Genomic DNA, 18,373 nt, shown 5'->3' on the forward strand with positions numbered 1-18,373 from the left:
CTGCCGCGACGTGTTCGTACCTTGGTGAGACCGTTATTTGAACGTTCAAACTGACGGCCCTCCGACCACATGCGGAGGGGTCGCATGCCTCATCGAAGGAGAGAGACACATGACACGGCACACGCCCGCACCCCGCACACGCACGGTGCTCGCCGCCGGCGCCCTGCTGGCCACCGGAGCCCTGACGCTCACCGCCTGCGGCTCGGGCTTCAATGACACCCCCGGCGAGGGCCAGGCTTCCGGCACCGGCAGCCTCAGCATCCTCATCGGCTCCTCGGGTGACGCCGAGACGAAGGCCGTCACCGACGCCGTCGCCGCATGGAGCGAGCAGTCGGGCGTCGCGGCCGAGGTGCAGACCGCCAACGACCTGCCCCAGCAGCTCTCGCAGGGCTTCGCCGCCGGCTCCCCGCCCGACCTGTTCTACCTCGCCCCCGAGGCCCTCGCGGGCTACGCGGCGAACGGCTCGATCGCAGCCTACGGCGACGACCTCGCCAACAAGGACGACTTCTACCCCTCCCTCGTCGACAATTTCACCGTCGACGGGTCCTTCTACTGCGCCCCTAAGGACTTCTCCACCCTGGCGCTGATCATCAACGCCGACCTGTGGACGGCCGCCGGACTCACGGATGCCGACATCCCCACGACGTGGGACCAGTTGGCATCCGTCGCCCAGCGCCTGACCGCCGACGGGCGCGTCGGACTCGCGTTCGGCGCCGAGTACCAGCGTGTCGGTGCTTTCATGGCGCAAGCGGGCGGCGGCCTCGTCACCGACGGGCAGGCCACGGCCGACAGCCCCGAGAACGTCGAGGCGTTGACCTATGTCAAGACGCACCTGAACGACGGCTCGTTCGCCTTCGCGTCCGACGTCGGCGCGGGCTGGGGCGGAGAAGCGCTCGGCACGCAGAAGGCCGCGATGGTCATCGAGGGCAACTGGATCACCGGAGCGATGTCGGCCGACTACCCCGACGTGAACTACACAGTCGCCGAGCTCCCCGCCGGCCCCGGCGGCAAGGGCACGCTGCAGTTCACCAACTGCTGGGGCCTCGCCGCCGACAGCGGCAACCAGGAGCAGGCACGCTCGCTCGTGGAGTACCTCACCGGCACCGACCAGCAGCTGGCGTTCTCGGAGGCCTTCGGCCCGATGCCGTCGATCCAGTCCGCGGCCGACGCATGGACCAGCGCCAACCCCGATCTGGGCGCCTTCCTCGCCGGAGCCGAATACGCACAGTTCCCGCCGAACATGGCCGGCGCCGCCGACGTCATCACCGACTTCAACGCGCAGCTCGAGTCGCTGAAGACCGGCGACCCGCAGGCGCTGCTGCAGACGGCACAGTCCAACCTCGAGGCGATCGTCGAGTAATCGTGAGCGCCCTCACCACCGCGTCGCGTCGCGCCGGGTCCCCGTCCTCGGGGATCCGGCGCGGCGAGGCCGCCGCCGGCTGGCTCTTCACCGCGCCCGTGCTCGTCATCCTGGGTGTGTTCCTGCTCGTCCCCGTGCTCATGGCGCTGTGGGTGAGCTTCTCTGACTGGACCGGTCGCGGCAGCCCCTTCTCGTCGAACGTGAACTTCGTCGGCGTCGACAACTACGCCGCTGTCACGACCGGCGGCGGACTCGCCGAACGCGACTTCGGAACGGCCCTCCGCAACAACGGGTGGTACGTGCTGCTGGTGGTGCCGCTGCAGACGGCGCTCTCGCTCTTCCTCGCGGTACTCGTCAACCGGGCGGTCCTCCGCGGTCGCGGGTTCTTCCGCACCGCCTTCTATTTCCCGTCGGTCACCAGCTCCGTCGCGATCACCGTGCTGTGGTTGTTCCTCTTCTCGGCATCCGGTGCCGTCAACGAGGCGCTGTCGTGGCTGGGCATCAACGGGCCGAACTGGTTCAGCGACCCCTCCGGCGTCGTGCACAATCTGCTCGCCACCGTCGGCGTGACCAGTGGCCCCGCTTTCCTCACCGGCAACACCCTGCTCGGCGTCTCGTGGTGGGACTGGCTGGCGGGCCCCTCGGTCGCCATGTCGGCGTTCATCCTGATGGCCGTGTTCACCACCTCGGGGACGTTCATGCTGCTCTTCATCGCGGGCCTGCAGAACATCGGCGGCGACGTGCAGGAGGCCGCCATGATGGACGGCGCCACCGGCTGGCAACGCTTCTGGCGGGTCACCCTGCCGCAGCTCAAGCCCGTGCTGTTCACCGTGCTGACCCTCGGCCTGATCGGCACCTGGCAAGTGTTCGACCAGATCTACACGGGCACACAGGGCGGCCCCGGCAAGACCACCCTCACCCCCGCGTACCTCAGCTACTCCTCGGCGTTCCTGTCGCAGCAGTGGGGTCAGGGCGCCGCCATCGCCTTCGTGCTCTTCCTCATCATCGTCGCACTGACGATCCTGCAGCGCTTCGTGCTGCGCGACCGCCCGGTCTCTCGTCGGCGCATCCGCCAGTACGAAGTGCGCGGAACGGGCACGAGCCCCGTTCCCGCCGACGACAAGGGCCCCGGAGCGGGCTCGAGAGGAGGCACACGATGACCGCCACGGCCTCCCCGCAGACCACCGTCCTCGCTGAGCAGCGTCTGGACGGACCGTCCCGCCGCCCCGCGAAGCATCGCCTGTCGCGCAAGGCGCTCGGATGGCAGATCGGCCTCTACACCCTGCTGATCGTGCTCGCGCTCATCTACATCTATCCGTTCCTCGTGCAGGTGGCGACATCGTTCAAAACGGATGCCGCGGCGGCGGCCGATCCCATCTCGCTCCTGCCGCAGACCTTCACGTGGGCGGCGTACGAGCGGCTCTTCCTGAACTCCGATTTCCCGGTGTGGTTCGCCAACTCCGCGGTGGTGACGGTGTTCGTGACGGCGGGCCGGGTGTTCTTCAACTCTCTCGCCGGCTACGCCCTCGCCCGCCTGCAGTTCCGCGGACGCGGTCTCGTCTTCGCGGGGCTCATCGCGGTGATGGCCGTACCGACCGTGGTGCTGCTGATCCCCAAGTTCCTCGTGATCAACCAGCTCGGCATCTACGACTCCTACGCGGGCATGATCCTGCCGCTCCTCGTGGATGCCGCGGGCGTGTTCATCATGAAGAACTTCTTCGAGTCCATCCCGCCGTCGGTCGAGGAGCAGGCGCGCATCGACGGCGCCGGCACCTTCCGCATCTTCTGGTCGGTCGTGCTGCCGATGGCGCGACCGGCTCTCATCACGATCGTCATCCTGTCGTTCCAGGGATCGTGGAACGAGCTGAGCCACTTCGTCATCTCGACCCAGTCCCCCGAACTCACCACCCTGACCAAGGGCGTCGCAGCCCTCGCGAGCGGACAGCTCAGCCAGGGCAGCCAATTCCCCCTCAAACTCGCGGCCGCGGCCATCATGACGATTCCGGTCGCCGTGGTGTTCTTCGTCTTCCAGCGCCGCATCATGAACGCCAGTGAAGGAGCCGTCAAAGAATGACCACCGCCCCCACCGCCTCCCCGGCGGCCGTGACGGATGCCGTGACAGCCCCGCTCCAGCCCCTGTTGAACGACGCGGTCATCGTGCTGCGCGCCCCCACGCAGGTGTGGTCCGACGCCACGGGCGACATGGGCGCGGCAGCCGTCCACGGTGTGTACCACGGCGACGTCCGACACGTGCGCTCCCTCGCGCTCGTCTGCGACGGCTCGCCCGTCGAGTGGGTCTCGAGTGCACCCGACGGGGCCTCGCGTCTCGTGCTCGGGGGTCTGCTGCGTGGACTCGACGACACCACGCCCGACCCGAAGGTGCGTGTGCTCCGCGACCGGCGCGTCGCCGATGGGGTGGTCAGCGAGACCTGGACGCTGCACTCGCGCATCGACCGGCCCATCTCGACGACCCTGCGGCTGGCGTTGTCGCCCGAGTTCGCGCAGCTGCACGAGGTGAAATCCGGCCACGCGCACCCCCGCGAGATGACGACCGACCTCGACGGTGACCGCGCGATCGTGGATGCCGGGGCGCAGGGTCTCGAACTCGTCGCACCCGGCGCCCGCGTGGCATCCGGAGCCGACGGGCTCGAGGCGAGCTGGGGCGTCGAGGTCCCCGCCTTCGGGAGCGTCGAAGTGGCGTGGACGCTGACGCTGCGCGACGACACCCTCGTCGTCGGGTCGGCCTCAGCGGCACCGCGGTGGGATGCCGCGGCCGTCGCCGCCGAGGCGCCCGACCCCCGCCTCGCGCGCTGGTTGCGTACCGCCCTCGACGATCTCGCCGCCCTCCGCCTCGTGCTGCCCGAGCACCCCGACGACGAGTTCTTCGCCGCCGGCGCGCCCTGGTTCTTCACGCTGTTCGGGCGCGACTCGATCTGGGCCGCACGTCTCGCCCTTCCGCTGGACCGCGAGATCGCGGCATCCACCCTCCGCGTGCTCGCGCGGCTGCAGGGTGCCGACGACGACGCGCAGACGGCGCAGGAGCCGGGCAAGATCCTGCACGAGCTGCGGGCCTCGGCCCTCGAGATGCCGGGCGAGGGCATCGTGCTGCCGCCGAAGTACTACGGCAGCGTCGACTCGACCCCGCTGTGGATCTGCCTGCTCGCCGACGCCTGGCGCGCCGGCATGCCCGAGGCCGAGGTGCGGGAGCTCCTCCCGACGCTCCGCGGCGCCCTCGGCTGGATCCGCGACAGCGGCGACAGCGACGGCGACGGCTTCCTCGACTACATCGACCGCCTCGGCACGGGGCTGTCGAACCAGGGCTGGAAGGATTCCGGCGACTCGATCCAGTGGCGCGACGGCCGGCTCGCCGAGGGCCCCATCGCGCTGTGCGAAGTGCAGGCCTACGCCTACGAGGCCGCCCTCGCCGGCGCCGATCTGCTCGACGCTTTCGGGGAGGGGACGGATGCCGACGACGCCACGTTCTGGCGCAGCTGGGCGGCCGATCTGAAGAGGCGCTTCGCCGAGACGTACTGGGTCGAGACGCCGGAGGGCCGCTACCCCGCGGTCGCCCTCGACAACGCCAAGCGTCCGGTCGACTCTCTGACGAGCAACATCGGGCACCTGCTCGGTACCGGCCTGCTGACCGGCGACGAGGAGGCGCACGTCGCGTCGCTGCTGCTCGGCGAGAGCATGTCGAGCGGATACGGCATCCGCACGATGTCGACCGGGGCCGCGGGGTACTGGCCGCTGTCGTACCACGGCGGAAGCGTCTGGGTGCACGACACCGCGATCGCGGTGCACGGCATGCTGCGCGCGGGCCTGGACGAGAAGGCGCGCGCTGTCGTCGCCGGACTCCTGGATGCCGCCGAGGGCTTCGCCTATCGCGTGCCGGAGCTGCACGCCGGCGATCCGCGCACCCACTCGTCGGTGCCGACGCCCTACCCCGCCGCCTGCCGGCCCCAGGCCTGGTCGGCCGCCGCCGCGGTGGTCTGCCTGACCGCACTCGCACCCGACCCCGGGGCCTGAGCGACAGGACGGTGGCGGCACCCGCGCGTCACCGCGCTGTCCCTGCCCGCGCCGCGTAGCGGGCTCGTCACGGACACATCCGCACCGGGTGCGGGGCGCCGAATGTGCACCGGGGCGCGCACCGATCGCCCCCGTGCACATTTCCCGCCCCGCACCCCTGTACCGGCGCGGCCGCGCTCGCTGAAGCGCGGTACCCGTCGCCTCGGACCACCGTGCGGGGCGCCGAATGTGCACCGGGGCGTACATCGACCGCCCCGGTGCACATTTCCCGCCCCGCAACCCCGCGCCCGGCCCCGCTGAACATCCCGTGACCCGGCGCGCGGCTTCGCGACCGCGCGCGATTCACGCCACGCGCACGACCGCACCGCCGGTCAGGCGCACCAGCTCCTCGAACGTCAGCGGAAAAACCGTGTGCGGCGTACCACCCGCGGCCCAGATCTCGTCGAATGCCGCGAGATCCTCATCCACGACCGTGGTCAACGGCGCCGGGTGCCCGGTCGGCGCCACTCCCCCGATGGGCTGTCCTGTCGCCGCCAGCACCTGATCCGATGTCGCCCGACGGATGCCGCTGCGCCCGAGCCGCTCCGCCAGAGCCGCCGTGTCCACGCGGTGCGCGCCGCTGGTCATCACCAGCAGCGGCTCGTCGTCGCTCCAGAAGACGAGGCTGTTCGCGATGGCCCCGACCTCGACACCGAGGGCCGCCGCCGCGAGCGCGGCCGTCGACGCGGCATCCGGAAGCATCACGATCTCGCCCTCGACACCGGCCTCTCGGAGGGCTGCGGCGACGAGACGACTACGGGCGGGCAGGGCGTCGGTCATGACCGCCAGCCTAGAACGACGCCGTGCCACGCCGACCAGCCGTGCGCGCAGCCTCAGCGAAACGCGCCACCGCGACCGACCCCGCGCGCGTCGCCGGGGTGACGCGACCCTGCCCCGGGCGCCGCCATCGGCTCCGCGACCCGAGCGACACCGGCCCGACCGGCCACCCCGCACGGCTCGCCGAGACCCTGCCGCGCGCCCCTCGCGTCCGTCGACGACGCGCGCCACAATGGAGACGGATGCCGCGACGCTGCGGCATCCGAGAAGAGCCGCCCACAAGGCGGCCGACGACAAGGAACGCGATGACCAACGCCCTGCCCCTGCCCGATTTCACGCACGAACGCGTGGAGGTGATCACGGGGCGGCGCAGCGGTCTGCTCGTCGCCGTGGCGCTTCACTCCTCGGTGCTCGGCTCCGCCCTCGGCGGCGCCCGCCTGTGGACCTACCCGTCGTGGACCGAGGCCCTCGGCGACGCCCTGCGCCTGTCCGCGGCGATGACGCTGAAGAACGCCGCAGCCGGACTCGACGCGGGCGGTGGCAAGAGCGTGATCGGCCTGCCCGAGGGGACGGTCCTCGACGCCGACCGTCGCCGCGCGGCTTTCCTTGACCTCGGCGACGCCGTCGAGAGCCTCGGCGGGCTGTACCGCACCGCGGAAGACGTGGGCTCGACGACCGACGACATGCTGGTCGTGAGCGAACGTACCGCGCACGTGGTCGGACTCCCCGATTCCGTCGGCGGCTCCGGCGAACCCGCGGGCCCCACGAGCCTCGGCGTGTACGCCTCGCTCGTCGCGACCCTCGAGCGCGCCGTCGGGACCGGCGATGTCGCCGGTCGCCGCATCACCGTCGCGGGTCTGGGCCAGGTCGGCGGTCGTCTCGCCGAGCGTCTGGCATCCGAGCACGCCGTCCTCACCGTCACCGACGTCAACCCGGCGAAGCGGGCGCTGGCCGAAGACCTCGGCGCCGCCTGGGTCGAGCCGAGCGAAGCGCACCTGATTCCCGCCGACGTGTTCGTTCCCGCCGGCATCGGCGGTGTCCTCACCGACGAGGTCATCGACGCCCTCGACGCGCGCGCGGTGTGCGGGCCTGCCAACAATCCGCTCGCCGAGCGGAGCGGCGCTGAACGGCTGGCGCAGCGCGGCATCCTGTACGCCCCCGACTTCGTCGTCAACGCCGGCGGCGTGATCTACCTCGACCTGGTCGCCAAGCAGCGCGGGACGATGGACCAGATCATGGGCCGTGTCGCCGGGATCGGCGACACGATCCGGCGCGTCTTCGACGAAGCGGCCGCGCGGGGGGTCACCCCTCTCGCCGCGGCCGAGGGCTTGGCCGCCGAGCGTCTGGCGGTCGGCGCGCGCAGTACCGCCCTCGTCTGACCCGTTCGATCGCGAACGCCGGACGACCCTGAGTCGACGGGTCGCACCCGCCGCGCGGCGCAACAAGAACCGGATGCCACGAGTTCGTGGCATCCGGTTCTGTCGGCAGGTGTCAGTGAGCGGCGTCGTACGCGTCGAGGACCGATGAGGAGATGCGTCCACGCGTGTTGACCGGGTGGCCGTTCTTCGCGGCCCAGGAGCGCACGTCGGCGAGGTCTCTCGTGGGGATGGCCCGACCGCGGGGAGTTCGTCGCGGCGCGGAGTGGAGGGAATTCGCCGCGCGACCCGCGGAAATGTAGGGCCGTAGCGCATCGCGCATCTTCTCGGCATTGTGTACCGACAGATCGATCTCGTATGCGCGTCCCTCGAAAGAGAACTGCACGGTCGTACCGTCGTCGATCACGGAGCCGTCGAGATCATCGATCACCTGGGTGATGTGCTTTTTCGCCATGCGCCGACCCTAAACCGCCGAGCTGCGCCGTTTCGGCGAATGCAATGCGAATTCACCCGCATGTTCGCCCCAATTGCGACCAATGGTCGCGTCTTTCACGAAGTGGAAGACGAGACCCCGCGACTCTCGACGGCGACGATTCGATGATCGTCGTCATGGGTGAGCTCGGTCGAGAGGAATTGTCCGTCGCGGGGAAGCCGCAGGCTGAAGTCGGCGTACGCCGACATACGCAGTCGCCCCTCACGCACGCGCGCGTCCAGCACATGCCCCCCGACCGACCGATCCTCGCTGAGGAAATGCAGGTGCAGGCCCGCCACCGTGATGCCCTGATAGATACGCGGCATCCAGAAACCCACGAGAGTGCCCGTGCATTCACGCGTGGTGGTCTCGATCTGTTCCGCCGCGACCTCGGCGAGGGGGCGGAACGGCGGCTCCTGTCGGCGCGTGACGCGGGTGAGGACGTGCGCGAAGACACCGTCGACCCGCACCGCATGGAAGAGGTTCCTGCTCAGCAGCCGATCCGCCACCGCCGACTCCAGGCCCGTGAGATCGAGGTCGACGAAGGCGGACCCGGTGGACTCACCCAGGGAGCAGACGTCGACGAACGGCAGGAATTCGTCGTCCGTCATCACCCGCGGGGGCGCGTCGGAGGTGCACTCGTAGAGCTCGCCGTCGAGGATGACGACCTCGCCACCCAGCCCCTCGCAGCACCCCACTCCGGTATCGCCCGCCGCTCGCACGACATCGACCGACGCGCCCTGCGAGTACACGCCGGCGAGGAGTGCGTCGAGGACGGCGAATTGCGTCACCGCACCAGGTGCCAACTGCGCAGTCATGCCTGCGCTCCGCCGCCTCGACGAACGATCAGGACGTCGCTTCGGTGTAGGCGTCGAGGATCGTCGCGGGCACGCGGCCGCGGTCGCTCACGGTGTGCCCGTTGGCGCGCGCCCACTCGCGCACGGCGCCGAGGTCCACGTCGTTCGACCGGCGGGCCGGACGCCCGCGACGCGCCGCGGTGTTGCCACGCGAGACCGAGCGTGCGGCATCCACGAAGGGGGCGATCGCCGAATAGAATTTGTCGGCATTGCGGTCGGAAAGGTCGATCTCATACGCTCGACCCTCAACCGAAAAAGTGAGCTGCTTTCCCTGTCCGTCTTCGAGGACGGTACCGTCGAGGTCATCGACGAGGTGCGTGATGTGCTTCATAGCCATAATGCGTAAAGATTACACCCGCGAGAATTGATTTACCTCACATCGCAATTCCGTGTCATCATGCACGTCGCCCGTCCGCGCACGGATAGTCAGCGGGCACGGATGGGACTATCCTCCGTGGGTGGTGTCCGCTCCCTGGACATCGCCTGAGACAGAGGAAGCACAGCGTGAGCCTTTTCCGCACCAAGTCGGTGGAGCAGTCCATCGCAGACACCGACGAACCGGAGTTCCGACTCAAGAAGTCCCTGACCGCGATCGACCTGACCGTCTTCGGCGTCGGCGTCGTCATCGGCGCCGGGATCTTCACGTTGACCGGCCGCGCCGCCCACGACGTCGCCGGACCCGCCGTCGTCATCAGCTTCATCATCGCGGCCATCGCGTGCGGTCTCGCCGCCATGTGCTACGCCGAATTCGCCTCGACCGTGCCCGTTTCCGGCTCGGCGTACACGTTCTCGTACGCCTCGCTCGGCGAGCTGTTCGCGTGGATCATCGGATGGGACCTCATCCTCGAGATGTTCCTGGGCGCCAGCGTCGTCGCACAGGGGTGGAGCGCCTACCTGGGTACCTTCCTGCAGCAGATCGGCATCGTGCTGCCGGAGGCGATCTCGTACGGCGGCGTGGTCGACCTCCCCGCGATCCTGCTCGTGCTCGTGCTCGGCGGTCTGATGACCCTCGGCATCAAGGAATCGTTGCGCGTCAACCTCGTGCTCGTGGCCGTGAAGCTGTTCATCGTCCTGTTCGTCATCATCGCCGGCATCCTGTTCATCAACCCGGCCAATTACTCCCCGTTCGTGCCCGAATCGGTCCCCACCGAGTCGGCATCCGGTCTCACCCAGCCGCTGCTGCAGTTCCTGTCGGGCCTCGAACCCGCCACGTTCGGCGTGGGCGGCATCCTCGCGGGCGCGGCGCTGGTGTTCTTCGCCTACATCGGCTTCGACGTCGTCGCGACCACTGCGGAAGAGACCAAGAACCCCCAGCGCGACCTGCCGATCGGCATCATCGCCTCGCTCGTCATCTGCACGATCCTCTACTGCGCCGTCGCGATCGTCGTCACCGGCATGGTGCCGTACGGCGAGCTGAACCCCTCGGCGGCTCTGGCGAACGCCTTCGCCTTCCACGGCCAGACCTGGATGGCCACGGTCATCGCCGCCGGCGCCGTCGCCGGTCTGACGACGGTGGTTCTGACCCTCATGATCGGCGCGACCCGCATCATCTTCGCGATGTCGCGCGACCGGCTGCTGCCCGGGGCGCTCGCCAAGGTGCACCCGCGGCTTCGCACCCCGTGGGTCATCTCGATCCTCGTCACCGCGATCGTCGCGGTCGTGGCCGGTTTCACCCCCATCGGCGTGCTCGAGGAGATGGTCAACATCGGTACCCTCTCGGCATTCGTGCTGGTCTCGGTGGGCGTGCTCGTGCTGCGGCGCAAGCGCCCCGACCTCAAGCGCGGCTTCCGCGTGCCGTGGAGCCCGGCGCTGCCGATCCTCTCCGCCCTCATCTGCACCTACCTCATGCTCAACCTCTCGGTCGAGACGTGGCTGCGCTTCCTCATCTGGCTGGCCATCGGCTTCGCCATCTACTTCGCGTACTCGCGCCGCCACTCACGTGTCGGTACGGGCGAATTCATCGCCCCGCGCGTGGTCGGTCCCCCGAAGCAGTAGCGACGGACACCGGATGCCACGACCCCACCGCCTCTTCCGGCCGGGGCCGTGGCATCCGTCGTTCCGCACCATCACCGGCTCCTCCCCGCCGCGGCGCGCCGGTCGCCGGAACGGATGACATACCCCCGTCCCCGCGGGCGAAAAACGCCGCGGAACAGACGATGCGGGACCACCCCGTTCTGGGACGTCGCGCCCTCCCCCCTAGGGTGGAAGGCGTTCGATGACGACGATTTCCGTTCCGGGGGGTTTCATGGGGATCGCACGCACGTGGGTCTTTCCGATTCTGCGTATTCTTCTGGTCGCCCTCGTGGCGGCCGCACTCGTCAAGCTGGCGTTCTTCCCCGACCGCCCGGTCGACGCCTCGCCGGCCGTGCCCACGGGCGCGATCGTCGAGCCGCGCACGGTTGCGTCGCTGGGCACCATCACGAACGACGTCGTCCTCAAGGCCACCGTCTCGGCCGACGCCGCCGTCGCGATGAAGTCGACGGCCGCGGGCACGGTGAACAAGATCTTCGTGGCCCAGGGCGCCACCGTCGCGCAGGGCGACGTGGTCTTCGACGTGAAGGTGCCGATCGAGCGGGACCCCGCCGACAGCGTGGATGCCGAGGGCAGACCCAAGCCGGCGATCTTCCGCTACGTGGAGGTCACCGCCCCCGCTGCGGGCACGCTCAGCTCGCTCTCGGTGATCGCGAACCAGGACGTCACGATCGGCGCGACCACCGGCACCGTGGCACCGCCCACCTTCTCGGTGACGGGCACGCTCGAGCCGTCGCAGCAGTACCGTCTGCTCGATCGCCCCACCGAGGCGACCGTGACGATCACCGGCGGGCCCGCGGCCTTCACGTGCGGCAACCTGCGCATCACGACACCGCTGGCCGGCAGCACCGGCGGCGACACCGCCGGCACCGGCGCCGTCGACGGGAGCGAAGGCGGGGGCGGCACGGCCACCGGGGCCGCCGGGTCCGGCACGACCGCCACGTGCTCGGTCCCGGGCGATGTCACCGTCTTCGCCGGCCTCGCCGCCGAGATGACGATCGCCGGCGGGCGAGCCGAGAACGTGCTGATCGTCCCGACGACCGCCGTGCGTGGGGCGGCGCAGAGCGGCACCGTGTGGGTCACGGCCGCAGACGGCTCCACCGAGGAGCGCGCCGTCGCCCTCGGCCTCACCGACGGCACGCAGGTGCAGGTCACCGAGGGCCTCGCAGAGGGCGACGAGATCCTGGAGTTCGCCCCGGGCGCGATGTCGGTGCCCGACGACGGATGCACCGTCTACCCCGACGGCGGAATGTACTGCGAACAGGCCCCCGCGTCGTGAGTCTGCTCACCCTGAGCGAGGTCACCCGCACGGTGATCCCGCCGGACCAGCCCGCGCTGACGATCCTCTCGGGGGTCGACCTGACCATCGAGCCCGGCGACCACGTGTCGATCGTGGGCCGCTCGGGCTCCGGCAAGTCGACGCTGCTGAACATGCTCGGCCTGCTCGATCTGCCCACGAGCGGCGAGGTCACCTTCGACGATCGCCCGGTGAAGGCGTACTCCGCGGCCAGGCGCGACCGTCTGCGCGGTGCCGCCATCGGCTTCGTCTTCCAGCAGTTCAACCTTCTCCCCGGACGCACAGCCCTTGAGAACGTCACCATGCCGCTGCTGTACTCGACGGGGCGCACGTTCTGGCGCCGCAAGAGGATCGCGGCCGAAATGCTCGAGCTCGTAGGCCTCGGGCACCGTCTCAGCAGCATGCCCGACCGCCTGTCCGGAGGCGAGCAGCAGCGGGTCGCCATCGCCCGGTCGCTCGTCCGCGGCCCGCGGCTGATCCTCGCCGACGAACCCACCGGTGCCCTCGACCTCGACACCGGTCAGAGCGTCATGGAGCTGATCGACGAGGTGGCCGTCCGCACCGGGGCTGCCCAGGTGACGATCACGCACGACCCCACGATCGCCCGGCGCGCGCGCCGCCACTTCCGGCTCGACCGCGGCGTGCTCACGCCCGTCGACGATCCGAGCCTCGAACCGCCCATGCGCCGCGACAGGCGCCAGGTGACCCCGGATGCCGAGGGGAGCGGGGCCGCCGATTCCCCCGACGCCGACGCCGACTCCACCCTCGAGCGCCTCGGTCTGCGCGAACAGTCGACCTCGTCTTCCGACGCGCCACCCGTGAGCACCGAGCGGACAGACTCCTGATGCGCGCCCTGACAGCCCTCGTCGGCGCCCTGTTGGAGGCCTGGCAGGAGGTGCGGGTTCATCGCACCCGTGTTCTCCTCTCGCTCGTGGGCGTCGCCGTCGCCGTGTGCTCACTCACCACCGTCGTCGCCCTCGGGGCGATCGTGCAGCAGGCGAACCAGGAGCTCAGCGAGCGCAGCTCCGGCCGCCCCGCCACGCTTGTCGTCTCCGTGTTCCCGAGCGGCGGCGAACCGCTGGATCCCGAGCGGATGGATGCCGCCTGGGCCGCGGTCGTAGAGCGCTACGACGTGACCTACGCGAGCCGTCTGCAGAACACGACGAACCTCGTGCCCTTCGCCGACGGGACCGTGGAAGTCGGCACACAGGCGGTGGACCAGCCGTACGGCGAGATGCATCGCGTGCAGATGCGCGAGGGCGAGTGGTTCACCGCCCTCGACACGCAGCAGCTCGCGCCGCAGGTCATCGTCAACGAGATCTTCTGGGACCGGATGGGCCGACCGCCGCTGTCGAGCCACCCGGTCGTCGCACTGGGCGGACAGGGAGTGCCGGACTCGGCATCCGGAATCCCGTCCGGCGGCGTGCGCGCTGTCGTGGTCGGTGTCACCCCGTCATCGACGTGGGACACAGCCCCGTCGATGTTCATGCTCATCGATCACATGACCGCGATGCAGGACGCCGCCGCCGGCGAGCGCGGAGCGAGCGCGGCAGCCCCCGTCGATCCGTACGGCGGCGGCGCCCCCCAGACGCAGTACGAGATGTGGGTGCCGACCGAGCTGTCCGACCAGCTGACCACGCTCGTCACGCGCGACCTCGCCGGAGCCCTCGGCGACGGCGTCGAGGTCAACATCAACCGGCAGGACTGGGCGACGTACGGCGACGACCCGTTCGCGGTCACCCGCACCGTCGTCACCGGCATCGCGGTTCTGGTACTGCTGCTGGGCGCCCTGGGTTTGGTGAATATCGCCCTCGTCACGGTGAAGCAGCGCGTGCGCGAGATCGGGATCCGCCGGAGCTTCGGTGCGACGGCGAGCCGGGTGTTCTTCGCGGTGATGATGGAGAGCGTCGTCGCCACGGTGGTCGCGGGCGGGGTGGGCGTGATCGTCTCGATCCTGGTCGTGCAGTCCCCCGCGGTACGCGACCTCATCGGTCAGGGAATGATCAGCGACTTCCCGCCCTTCCCCGCGGATGCCGCCATCACCGGCCTCGTCGCCGCGACCGCCGTCGGCGCTCTGGCGGGTCTTCTTCCCGCGCTCGTCGCGGTGCGTGTGAAGGTCATCGACGCGATCCGCTATTGACGCGAGGGGCCCGGGTCTAGGGTGAGGGCGATTCGTCCCCGTTGGAAGGATGCCGCCGTGTCGACTTCTCTCGTCGTGTACCTCTCGTTCTCCGGCGCCGCGCGCGAAGCGATGACGTTGTACCAGTCCGTGTTCGGAGGGGAACTCACCATCAGCACCTTCGCCGACTTCGGTATGACGGACGCCCCCGCCGACGGCGTCATGCATTCCGAACTCCGTGCCGACGGGTTCACCGTCATGGGCGCGGACGCGTTCCAGGAGCCCGCCGGAGGCTGGGGAACCAGTCGCGCGCAGGCCGCCTTCATGAGCGACGAGCTCGATCGCGTACAGGGGTTCTACGATCGGTTCGTCGAGCAGGGCGCGAAGGTCGTCCAGCCCCTGGAGAAGCAGGTGTGGGGAGACCTCTACGGTGAACTGACCGACCCGTGGGGTGTCGCGTGGATGTTCAACATCGCCGCTCCCGGCGGGTGGGCCGAAGGGATCTGAGCAGCGCTCGCACCTCCGCGGCCCGGCCCACCCCGGGGGCGCCGCGGGCCGTCAGACGCTGCTGCGACACGACGTAGTTCGGGATCGCGTCGAGACGGGTTCCGATCTCACCGTCGACGCCGGTCGTGTGGTGCGGCCGATACCCCGCGAGGACGTCGTACGTCCGGCGGCCGAGCAGGAGAGCGCCCATCCGGGCGATGCCGCGGACGACCTCGTACGGAGCGGTCGAGGTAAACCTCATACGTATGAGCTATATTTGACACCGGTCACCCGACCTCGTCGAAGAAGACAGGAGTTCAGCAATGCCGCAGCACTTCCCCGGCGCCCGTCGCCGTCTCACCCTGGCCGGTGGCCTCGCCGTCGTGTCGGCTCTCGCGCTCAGCGCGTGCAGCCCCGGAGCGACCGGCGGAGGCGACGCGGACAGCGCATACGGCTTCACCGCCGCCGATCAAGATACCTCCGGCGCCATCACCGTGTGGGTGGACTCCTCGCGTGAGCCTCTCGCGCAGGCATTCGAGACGGCCAACCCCGACGTCCCGCTGAACATCGAAACCTACGACGGTGGCGCCGGCGGCTCGGGCTCGTTCCAGCAGAAGGTGGCGCTGTTCGATCAGTCGGGCGAGGGCTGGCCCGACGTGGTCTTCTCCACGCAGCAGAACGACACCTCGTGGGCATCCAAGGAGAACAACGGCGTCCAGGCGTTCGCCGCTCCCCTCAACAAGGGCTTCTTCGATCAGAGCTTCCTCGACGGCTTCACCGACGGCGCACTCACCCCCATGACCGTGGACGACACCGTCTACGGCCTCCGCAACGACCTCGCCCCCGTCGTGTTCTGGTACAACCAGGCGCTGTTCGACCAGTTCGGATACGACGTGCCCACGACCTGGGAGCAGTACAAGGAACTCAGCGACAAGGTCGCTGCCGAGCACCCGGGCTACATTCTCGGCTCGGTGGGCGACTCGTTCCAGGCTCCCTACGTCTACTACTGGGGTGGCGAAGCGCCCATCTTCCAGGTCGACGGCGACACCTTCAGCTCGAACTTCTCCGACCCGAACTCCGAGAAGGTCACCGAACTGATCGACCACATGCTCGGTAATGGCACGCTCGTCACGGACAGCGTCTTCGGCACCGACTTCGTCGCGAAGTACAAGGACAAGATGCTCGGCATCCCGGGTCCGGCCTGGTACTCCGGAGCGCTGTTCGAAAATCCCGAGAGCCTCGGCTACTCCGCGGGCACGATCGGTGTGGGGGCTCCCTTGACCTGGTCGGATGGAGACAAGGTCACCGGCAACGTCGGCGGCGGCGTCTGGTACGCCTCGAGCCACTCGAAGAACCTCGACGCGGTCAAGACGTTCCTCGAGTTCGTCACCAGCTCCGACGACGCCGTGACACTGGCGTCGGGTCTGCCCGCGTACCAGTCGGCAGCGGACTCCTGGCTGGCCGAGCAGGCGGCATCCAACTTCTACACCGGCGATTTCACCGGCAACATCTCCGCCGCCGCGAGTTCGGTGTGGCAGGACTGGGGCTACCCCGGCTTCAGCGTCGAGGCCGCCTACTCCAAGGTCGTGCTGCCTGCCATCACCGCAGGCGACACCGTCGCCAGCGTGAGCGACGCCTGGAAGACCGAGATGGACAATCAGGCGCAGGTGCAGGGCTACACGGTCGCCGAATAGCCGCTCCGCCCCCTCCCCTGAGCTGGCCGCAGCTTTCTTCACCGCTGCGGCCAGCTCTTCCCCCCGAACGGAAGTGACCATGCTCTCCCTCCGAAAAGCGCAGTCGACGTTCGCCTACCTCATGGTCGGTGGCTACGTCGTGCTGCTGCTGGCGTTCGGCGTCATCCCGACGCTGTACGCCGCCTTTCTCGCCTTCACCCGCGACGGTGCCTTCGTCTGGTTCGAGAACTTCCAGCGCGTCGTCACCGATTTCCGCTTTCTGCCCGCTGTGGGACACGTCGGGGCCTTCGTGGCGATTTGGCTGACCACCTTGGTGGTCATCGTCGTCATCCTCGCCGTCATCGTCCATGCGATCCGTGTGCGGTGGCTCTCGTCCACGGCACGTTTCATCTTCTACATCCCCGGCGCACTCGCCGGCGCCTCCAGCGTGCTGCTCTGGCTGTTCATGCTCGACCCGACAGTGAGCCCTGTGAGCGGTCTCCTGAGGGCGCTCGGCTTCAACACCTTCGTCGACGTCGTCGGCAACGAGGGAAATCTGCCCGTCGTTTTCACCGTCATCGCCTTCTGGGCGGGAGCCGGTGGCTGGATCGTCATCATGTACGGCGCGCTGAACAACATCAGCGTCGAGGTCATGGAGGCCGCCCGCATCGACGGTGCGGGCCCGATCGCCACAGCCTGGTACATCCAGATCCCGCTGCTGCGCAAGTGGATCTCGTACATGGCCGTCATGTCGCTCGCCGCCGGTACGCAGCTTTTCGTCGAACCGCGGGTGCTCTCGCAGGCGAGCAAGGGCGTCGTCGGTCTGGACTACTCGCTCAACCAGGTGGCCTACCTCCACGCCTTCCGGCAGAACGACTTCAACGGCTCCGCGGCGATCTCGCTGCTTCTGCTGGTCGTCGCCGCGGGCCTTGCCGCCTTCTTCGTCTTCCGAGGGGGACTCTTTGAACGCGACTAAGCGCGTGTTGACCCCGGCCGCCTTCCTCGGCCGGTCATTGGTCACCGTGATCATCCTGTTCTTCGTCCTCGTCTTCGGCCTTCCGGTCGTGTGGTTGCTGCTGGCGCCGTCCAAGTCGTCGACCGAGCTGACCGGCCAACCGCCCTTCAGCTTCGGGTCGTTCGCGACGATCGCCGAAAACTGGGCGCGGCTCTCCGAGTTCCAGAACGGCATCATCTGGCAGTGGACCGGCAACGCGGTGTTGTATACCGGCGTCGCCCTGGTTCTCACTCTGCTCGTGACCATCCCCGCGGGCTACGCCCTGGCCATGACGAAGTTCCGGGGCCGCGGCCTCCTGCTCGTCGTGACGCTCGTCGTCATGCTCATCCCGAACACCGCACTCGTCCTGCCGGTCTTCCTCGAGATGAGCGCGCTGAAGCTGGTGGGCACACCATGGGCCGTCATCTTGCCCTTCTCCTTCTTCCCGTTCGGGGTGTATCTGACGTACATCTACTTCACGACGAGCGTCTCGGAAGACCTGCTCAACGCCGCTCGCATCGACGGCGCGAGCGAGCTGCGGGTGTTCCGCTCGGTGGCGCTGCCCCTGGCCACCCCCGTGATCGCGCTGGTGGGCTTCTTCAACCTCGTCGGCAACTGGAACAACTACTTCCTGCCGTTCGTGATGGAGCCCGGCCGTAAGGCGCCCATCCAGGTGGGTCTGGCCGAACTGCTGTCGAACGTTCCCCTCTTCAACCCGACCTCGGCCGCATCGGTGACGCTCGATCTGCCCGTGATGGCGCTGGCCACTCTCGTCTCGGTCGCGCCCATCCTGATCGTCTTCCTCTTCTCGCAGAGATTCCTCGTCGAGGGAATGACCGCGGGCGGAACGAAGGAATGACCCCGGC

Annotated in this window: 18 protein-coding genes; 13 read left to right on the forward strand and 5 right to left on the reverse strand. The window is 69.0% G+C overall.

What is annotated here, in order from left to right; translation table 11 throughout:
• Positions 1-109: 109 nt before the first annotated feature.
• The 4 genes from ACXKZF_RS10785 to ACXKZF_RS10800 are packed head-to-tail and all read left to right on the forward strand — an operon-like array spanning position 110 to position 5,386.
• Positions 110-1,360 (forward strand): sugar ABC transporter substrate-binding protein, encoded by a 1,251-nt coding sequence (locus ACXKZF_RS10785; protein ID WP_055956895.1) that lies wholly within the window; start codon positions 110-112, stop codon positions 1,358-1,360.
• Positions 1,361-1,362: 2 nt separating this feature from the next.
• Complete coding sequence (locus tag ACXKZF_RS10790; protein ID WP_488984193.1) at positions 1,363-2,520, forward strand: carbohydrate ABC transporter permease; 1,158 nt, start codon at positions 1,363-1,365, stop codon at positions 2,518-2,520.
• The gene (locus tag ACXKZF_RS10795; protein ID WP_488984194.1) at positions 2,517-3,434 is read left to right on the forward strand and encodes a carbohydrate ABC transporter permease; all 918 of its coding nucleotides are present in this window, start codon (positions 2,517-2,519) and stop codon (positions 3,432-3,434) included. Before ACXKZF_RS10790 ends, ACXKZF_RS10795 begins: the two co-directional genes overlap by 4 nt.
• Positions 3,431-5,386, forward strand: coding sequence for a glycogen debranching N-terminal domain-containing protein (locus tag ACXKZF_RS10800; RefSeq protein WP_488984195.1), 1,956 nt, complete (start codon positions 3,431-3,433; stop codon positions 5,384-5,386). Before ACXKZF_RS10795 ends, ACXKZF_RS10800 begins: the two co-directional genes overlap by 4 nt.
• A 342-nt stretch (positions 5,387-5,728) precedes the next feature.
• Here the strand turns inward: ACXKZF_RS10800 and ACXKZF_RS10805 are convergent, their stop codons facing one another.
• Positions 5,729-6,205, reverse strand: coding sequence for a YbaK/EbsC family protein (locus ACXKZF_RS10805; RefSeq protein ID WP_488984196.1), 477 nt, complete (start codon positions 6,203-6,205; stop codon positions 5,729-5,731).
• A gap of 302 nt (positions 6,206-6,507) precedes the next feature.
• Here ACXKZF_RS10805 and ACXKZF_RS10810 point away from each other — a divergent pair, with 302 nt between their 5' ends.
• A complete protein-coding gene (locus tag ACXKZF_RS10810; RefSeq protein ID WP_488984197.1) occupies positions 6,508-7,581 on the forward strand; it encodes a Glu/Leu/Phe/Val dehydrogenase family protein in 1,074 nt (357 codons plus the stop codon).
• 112 nt (positions 7,582-7,693) lie between these two features.
• Here ACXKZF_RS10810 and ACXKZF_RS10815 read toward each other — a convergent pair whose 3' ends face one another.
• The 3 genes from ACXKZF_RS10815 to ACXKZF_RS10825 all read right to left on the reverse strand — a co-directional run bounded on the left by ACXKZF_RS10815 (position 7,694) and on the right by ACXKZF_RS10825 (position 9,244).
• Positions 7,694-8,032, reverse strand: a complete 339-nt coding sequence (locus ACXKZF_RS10815) for a histone-like nucleoid-structuring protein Lsr2 (RefSeq protein ID WP_055956878.1) — start codon at positions 8,030-8,032, stop codon at positions 7,694-7,696.
• 95 nt (positions 8,033-8,127) lie between these two features.
• A complete protein-coding gene (locus ACXKZF_RS10820) occupies positions 8,128-8,868 on the reverse strand; it encodes an acetolactate decarboxylase (protein ID WP_055956873.1) in 741 nt (246 codons plus the stop codon).
• Positions 8,869-8,896: 28 nt separating this feature from the next.
• Positions 8,897-9,244, reverse strand: coding sequence for a histone-like nucleoid-structuring protein Lsr2 (locus tag ACXKZF_RS10825; protein WP_055956868.1), 348 nt, complete (start codon positions 9,242-9,244; stop codon positions 8,897-8,899).
• A 167-nt stretch (positions 9,245-9,411) separates the two neighbouring features.
• Here ACXKZF_RS10825 and ACXKZF_RS10830 point away from each other — a divergent pair, with 167 nt between their 5' ends.
• The 5 genes from ACXKZF_RS10830 (at position 9,412) to ACXKZF_RS10850 (ending at position 14,861) form a co-directional block, all read left to right on the forward strand.
• Positions 9,412-10,902, forward strand: a complete 1,491-nt coding sequence (locus ACXKZF_RS10830) for an amino acid permease (RefSeq protein ID WP_488984198.1) — start codon at positions 9,412-9,414, stop codon at positions 10,900-10,902.
• A 220-nt stretch (positions 10,903-11,122) separates the two neighbouring features.
• A complete protein-coding gene (locus ACXKZF_RS10835; protein ID WP_488984199.1) occupies positions 11,123-12,217 on the forward strand; it encodes a permuted SH3 domain-containing protein in 1,095 nt (364 codons plus the stop codon).
• The gene (locus ACXKZF_RS10840; RefSeq protein WP_488984200.1) at positions 12,214-13,080 is read left to right on the forward strand and encodes an ABC transporter ATP-binding protein; all 867 of its coding nucleotides are present in this window, start codon (positions 12,214-12,216) and stop codon (positions 13,078-13,080) included. The genes ACXKZF_RS10835 and ACXKZF_RS10840 overlap by 4 nt, the downstream gene beginning before the upstream one ends.
• A complete protein-coding gene (locus ACXKZF_RS10845; protein ID WP_055956857.1) occupies positions 13,080-14,375 on the forward strand; it encodes an ABC transporter permease in 1,296 nt (431 codons plus the stop codon). The genes ACXKZF_RS10840 and ACXKZF_RS10845 overlap by 1 nt, the downstream gene beginning before the upstream one ends.
• A 57-nt stretch (positions 14,376-14,432) precedes the next feature.
• On the forward strand, positions 14,433-14,861 hold the full coding sequence (locus tag ACXKZF_RS10850) for a VOC family protein (RefSeq protein WP_055956854.1): 429 nt from the start codon (positions 14,433-14,435) through the stop codon (positions 14,859-14,861).
• Here the strand turns inward: ACXKZF_RS10850 and ACXKZF_RS10855 are convergent.
• On the reverse strand, positions 14,821-15,102 hold the full coding sequence (locus ACXKZF_RS10855; RefSeq protein ID WP_055956850.1) for a dihydrofolate reductase family protein: 282 nt from the start codon (positions 15,100-15,102) through the stop codon (positions 14,821-14,823). The two genes, ACXKZF_RS10850 and ACXKZF_RS10855, sit on opposite strands and share 41 nt — an antisense overlap.
• 61 nt (positions 15,103-15,163) lie before the next feature.
• Between ACXKZF_RS10855 and ACXKZF_RS10860 the strand changes: the two genes are divergently transcribed.
• From ACXKZF_RS10860 to ACXKZF_RS10870, 3 genes are all read left to right on the forward strand, one after another.
• Positions 15,164-16,534, forward strand: a complete 1,371-nt coding sequence (locus tag ACXKZF_RS10860) for an ABC transporter substrate-binding protein (RefSeq protein ID WP_055956847.1) — start codon at positions 15,164-15,166, stop codon at positions 16,532-16,534.
• 79 nt (positions 16,535-16,613) lie between these two features.
• Complete coding sequence (locus ACXKZF_RS10865) at positions 16,614-17,489, forward strand: carbohydrate ABC transporter permease (protein ID WP_488984201.1); 876 nt, start codon at positions 16,614-16,616, stop codon at positions 17,487-17,489.
• Positions 17,476-18,366 (forward strand): carbohydrate ABC transporter permease, encoded by an 891-nt coding sequence (locus ACXKZF_RS10870; protein ID WP_488984202.1) that lies wholly within the window; start codon positions 17,476-17,478, stop codon positions 18,364-18,366. Before ACXKZF_RS10865 ends, ACXKZF_RS10870 begins: the two co-directional genes overlap by 14 nt.
• Positions 18,367-18,373 lie beyond the last annotated feature (7 nt).

Source organism: Microbacterium sp. ABR10 (assembly GCF_057812175.1).

Excerpts from the sequence above, each read along its gene's own strand:
- ACXKZF_RS10785 (WP_055956895.1), top strand. The coding sequence starts at position 110 with ATGACACGGCACACGCCCGCACCCCGCACACGCACGGTGCTCGCCGCC.
- ACXKZF_RS10795 (WP_488984194.1), top strand. The coding sequence starts at position 2,517 with ATGACCGCCACGGCCTCCCCGCAGACCACCGTCCTCGCTGAGCAGCGT.
- ACXKZF_RS10800 (WP_488984195.1), top strand. The coding sequence starts at position 3,431 with ATGACCACCGCCCCCACCGCCTCCCCGGCGGCCGTGACGGATGCCGTG.
- ACXKZF_RS10805 (WP_488984196.1), bottom strand. The coding sequence starts at position 6,205 with ATGACCGACGCCCTGCCCGCCCGTAGTCGTCTCGTCGCCGCAGCCCTC.
- ACXKZF_RS10810 (WP_488984197.1), top strand. The coding sequence starts at position 6,508 with ATGACCAACGCCCTGCCCCTGCCCGATTTCACGCACGAACGCGTGGAG.
- ACXKZF_RS10815 (WP_055956878.1), bottom strand. The coding sequence starts at position 8,032 with ATGGCGAAAAAGCACATCACCCAGGTGATCGATGATCTCGACGGCTCC.
- ACXKZF_RS10820 (WP_055956873.1), bottom strand. The coding sequence starts at position 8,868 with ATGACTGCGCAGTTGGCACCTGGTGCGGTGACGCAATTCGCCGTCCTC.
- ACXKZF_RS10825 (WP_055956868.1), bottom strand. The coding sequence starts at position 9,244 with ATGGCTATGAAGCACATCACGCACCTCGTCGATGACCTCGACGGTACC.
- ACXKZF_RS10835 (WP_488984199.1), top strand. The coding sequence starts at position 11,123 with ATGACGACGATTTCCGTTCCGGGGGGTTTCATGGGGATCGCACGCACG.
- ACXKZF_RS10845 (WP_055956857.1), top strand. The coding sequence starts at position 13,080 with ATGCGCGCCCTGACAGCCCTCGTCGGCGCCCTGTTGGAGGCCTGGCAG.
- ACXKZF_RS10855 (WP_055956850.1), bottom strand. The coding sequence starts at position 15,102 with ATGAGGTTTACCTCGACCGCTCCGTACGAGGTCGTCCGCGGCATCGCC.
- ACXKZF_RS10860 (WP_055956847.1), top strand. The coding sequence starts at position 15,164 with ATGCCGCAGCACTTCCCCGGCGCCCGTCGCCGTCTCACCCTGGCCGGT.
- ACXKZF_RS10865 (WP_488984201.1), top strand. The coding sequence starts at position 16,614 with ATGCTCTCCCTCCGAAAAGCGCAGTCGACGTTCGCCTACCTCATGGTC.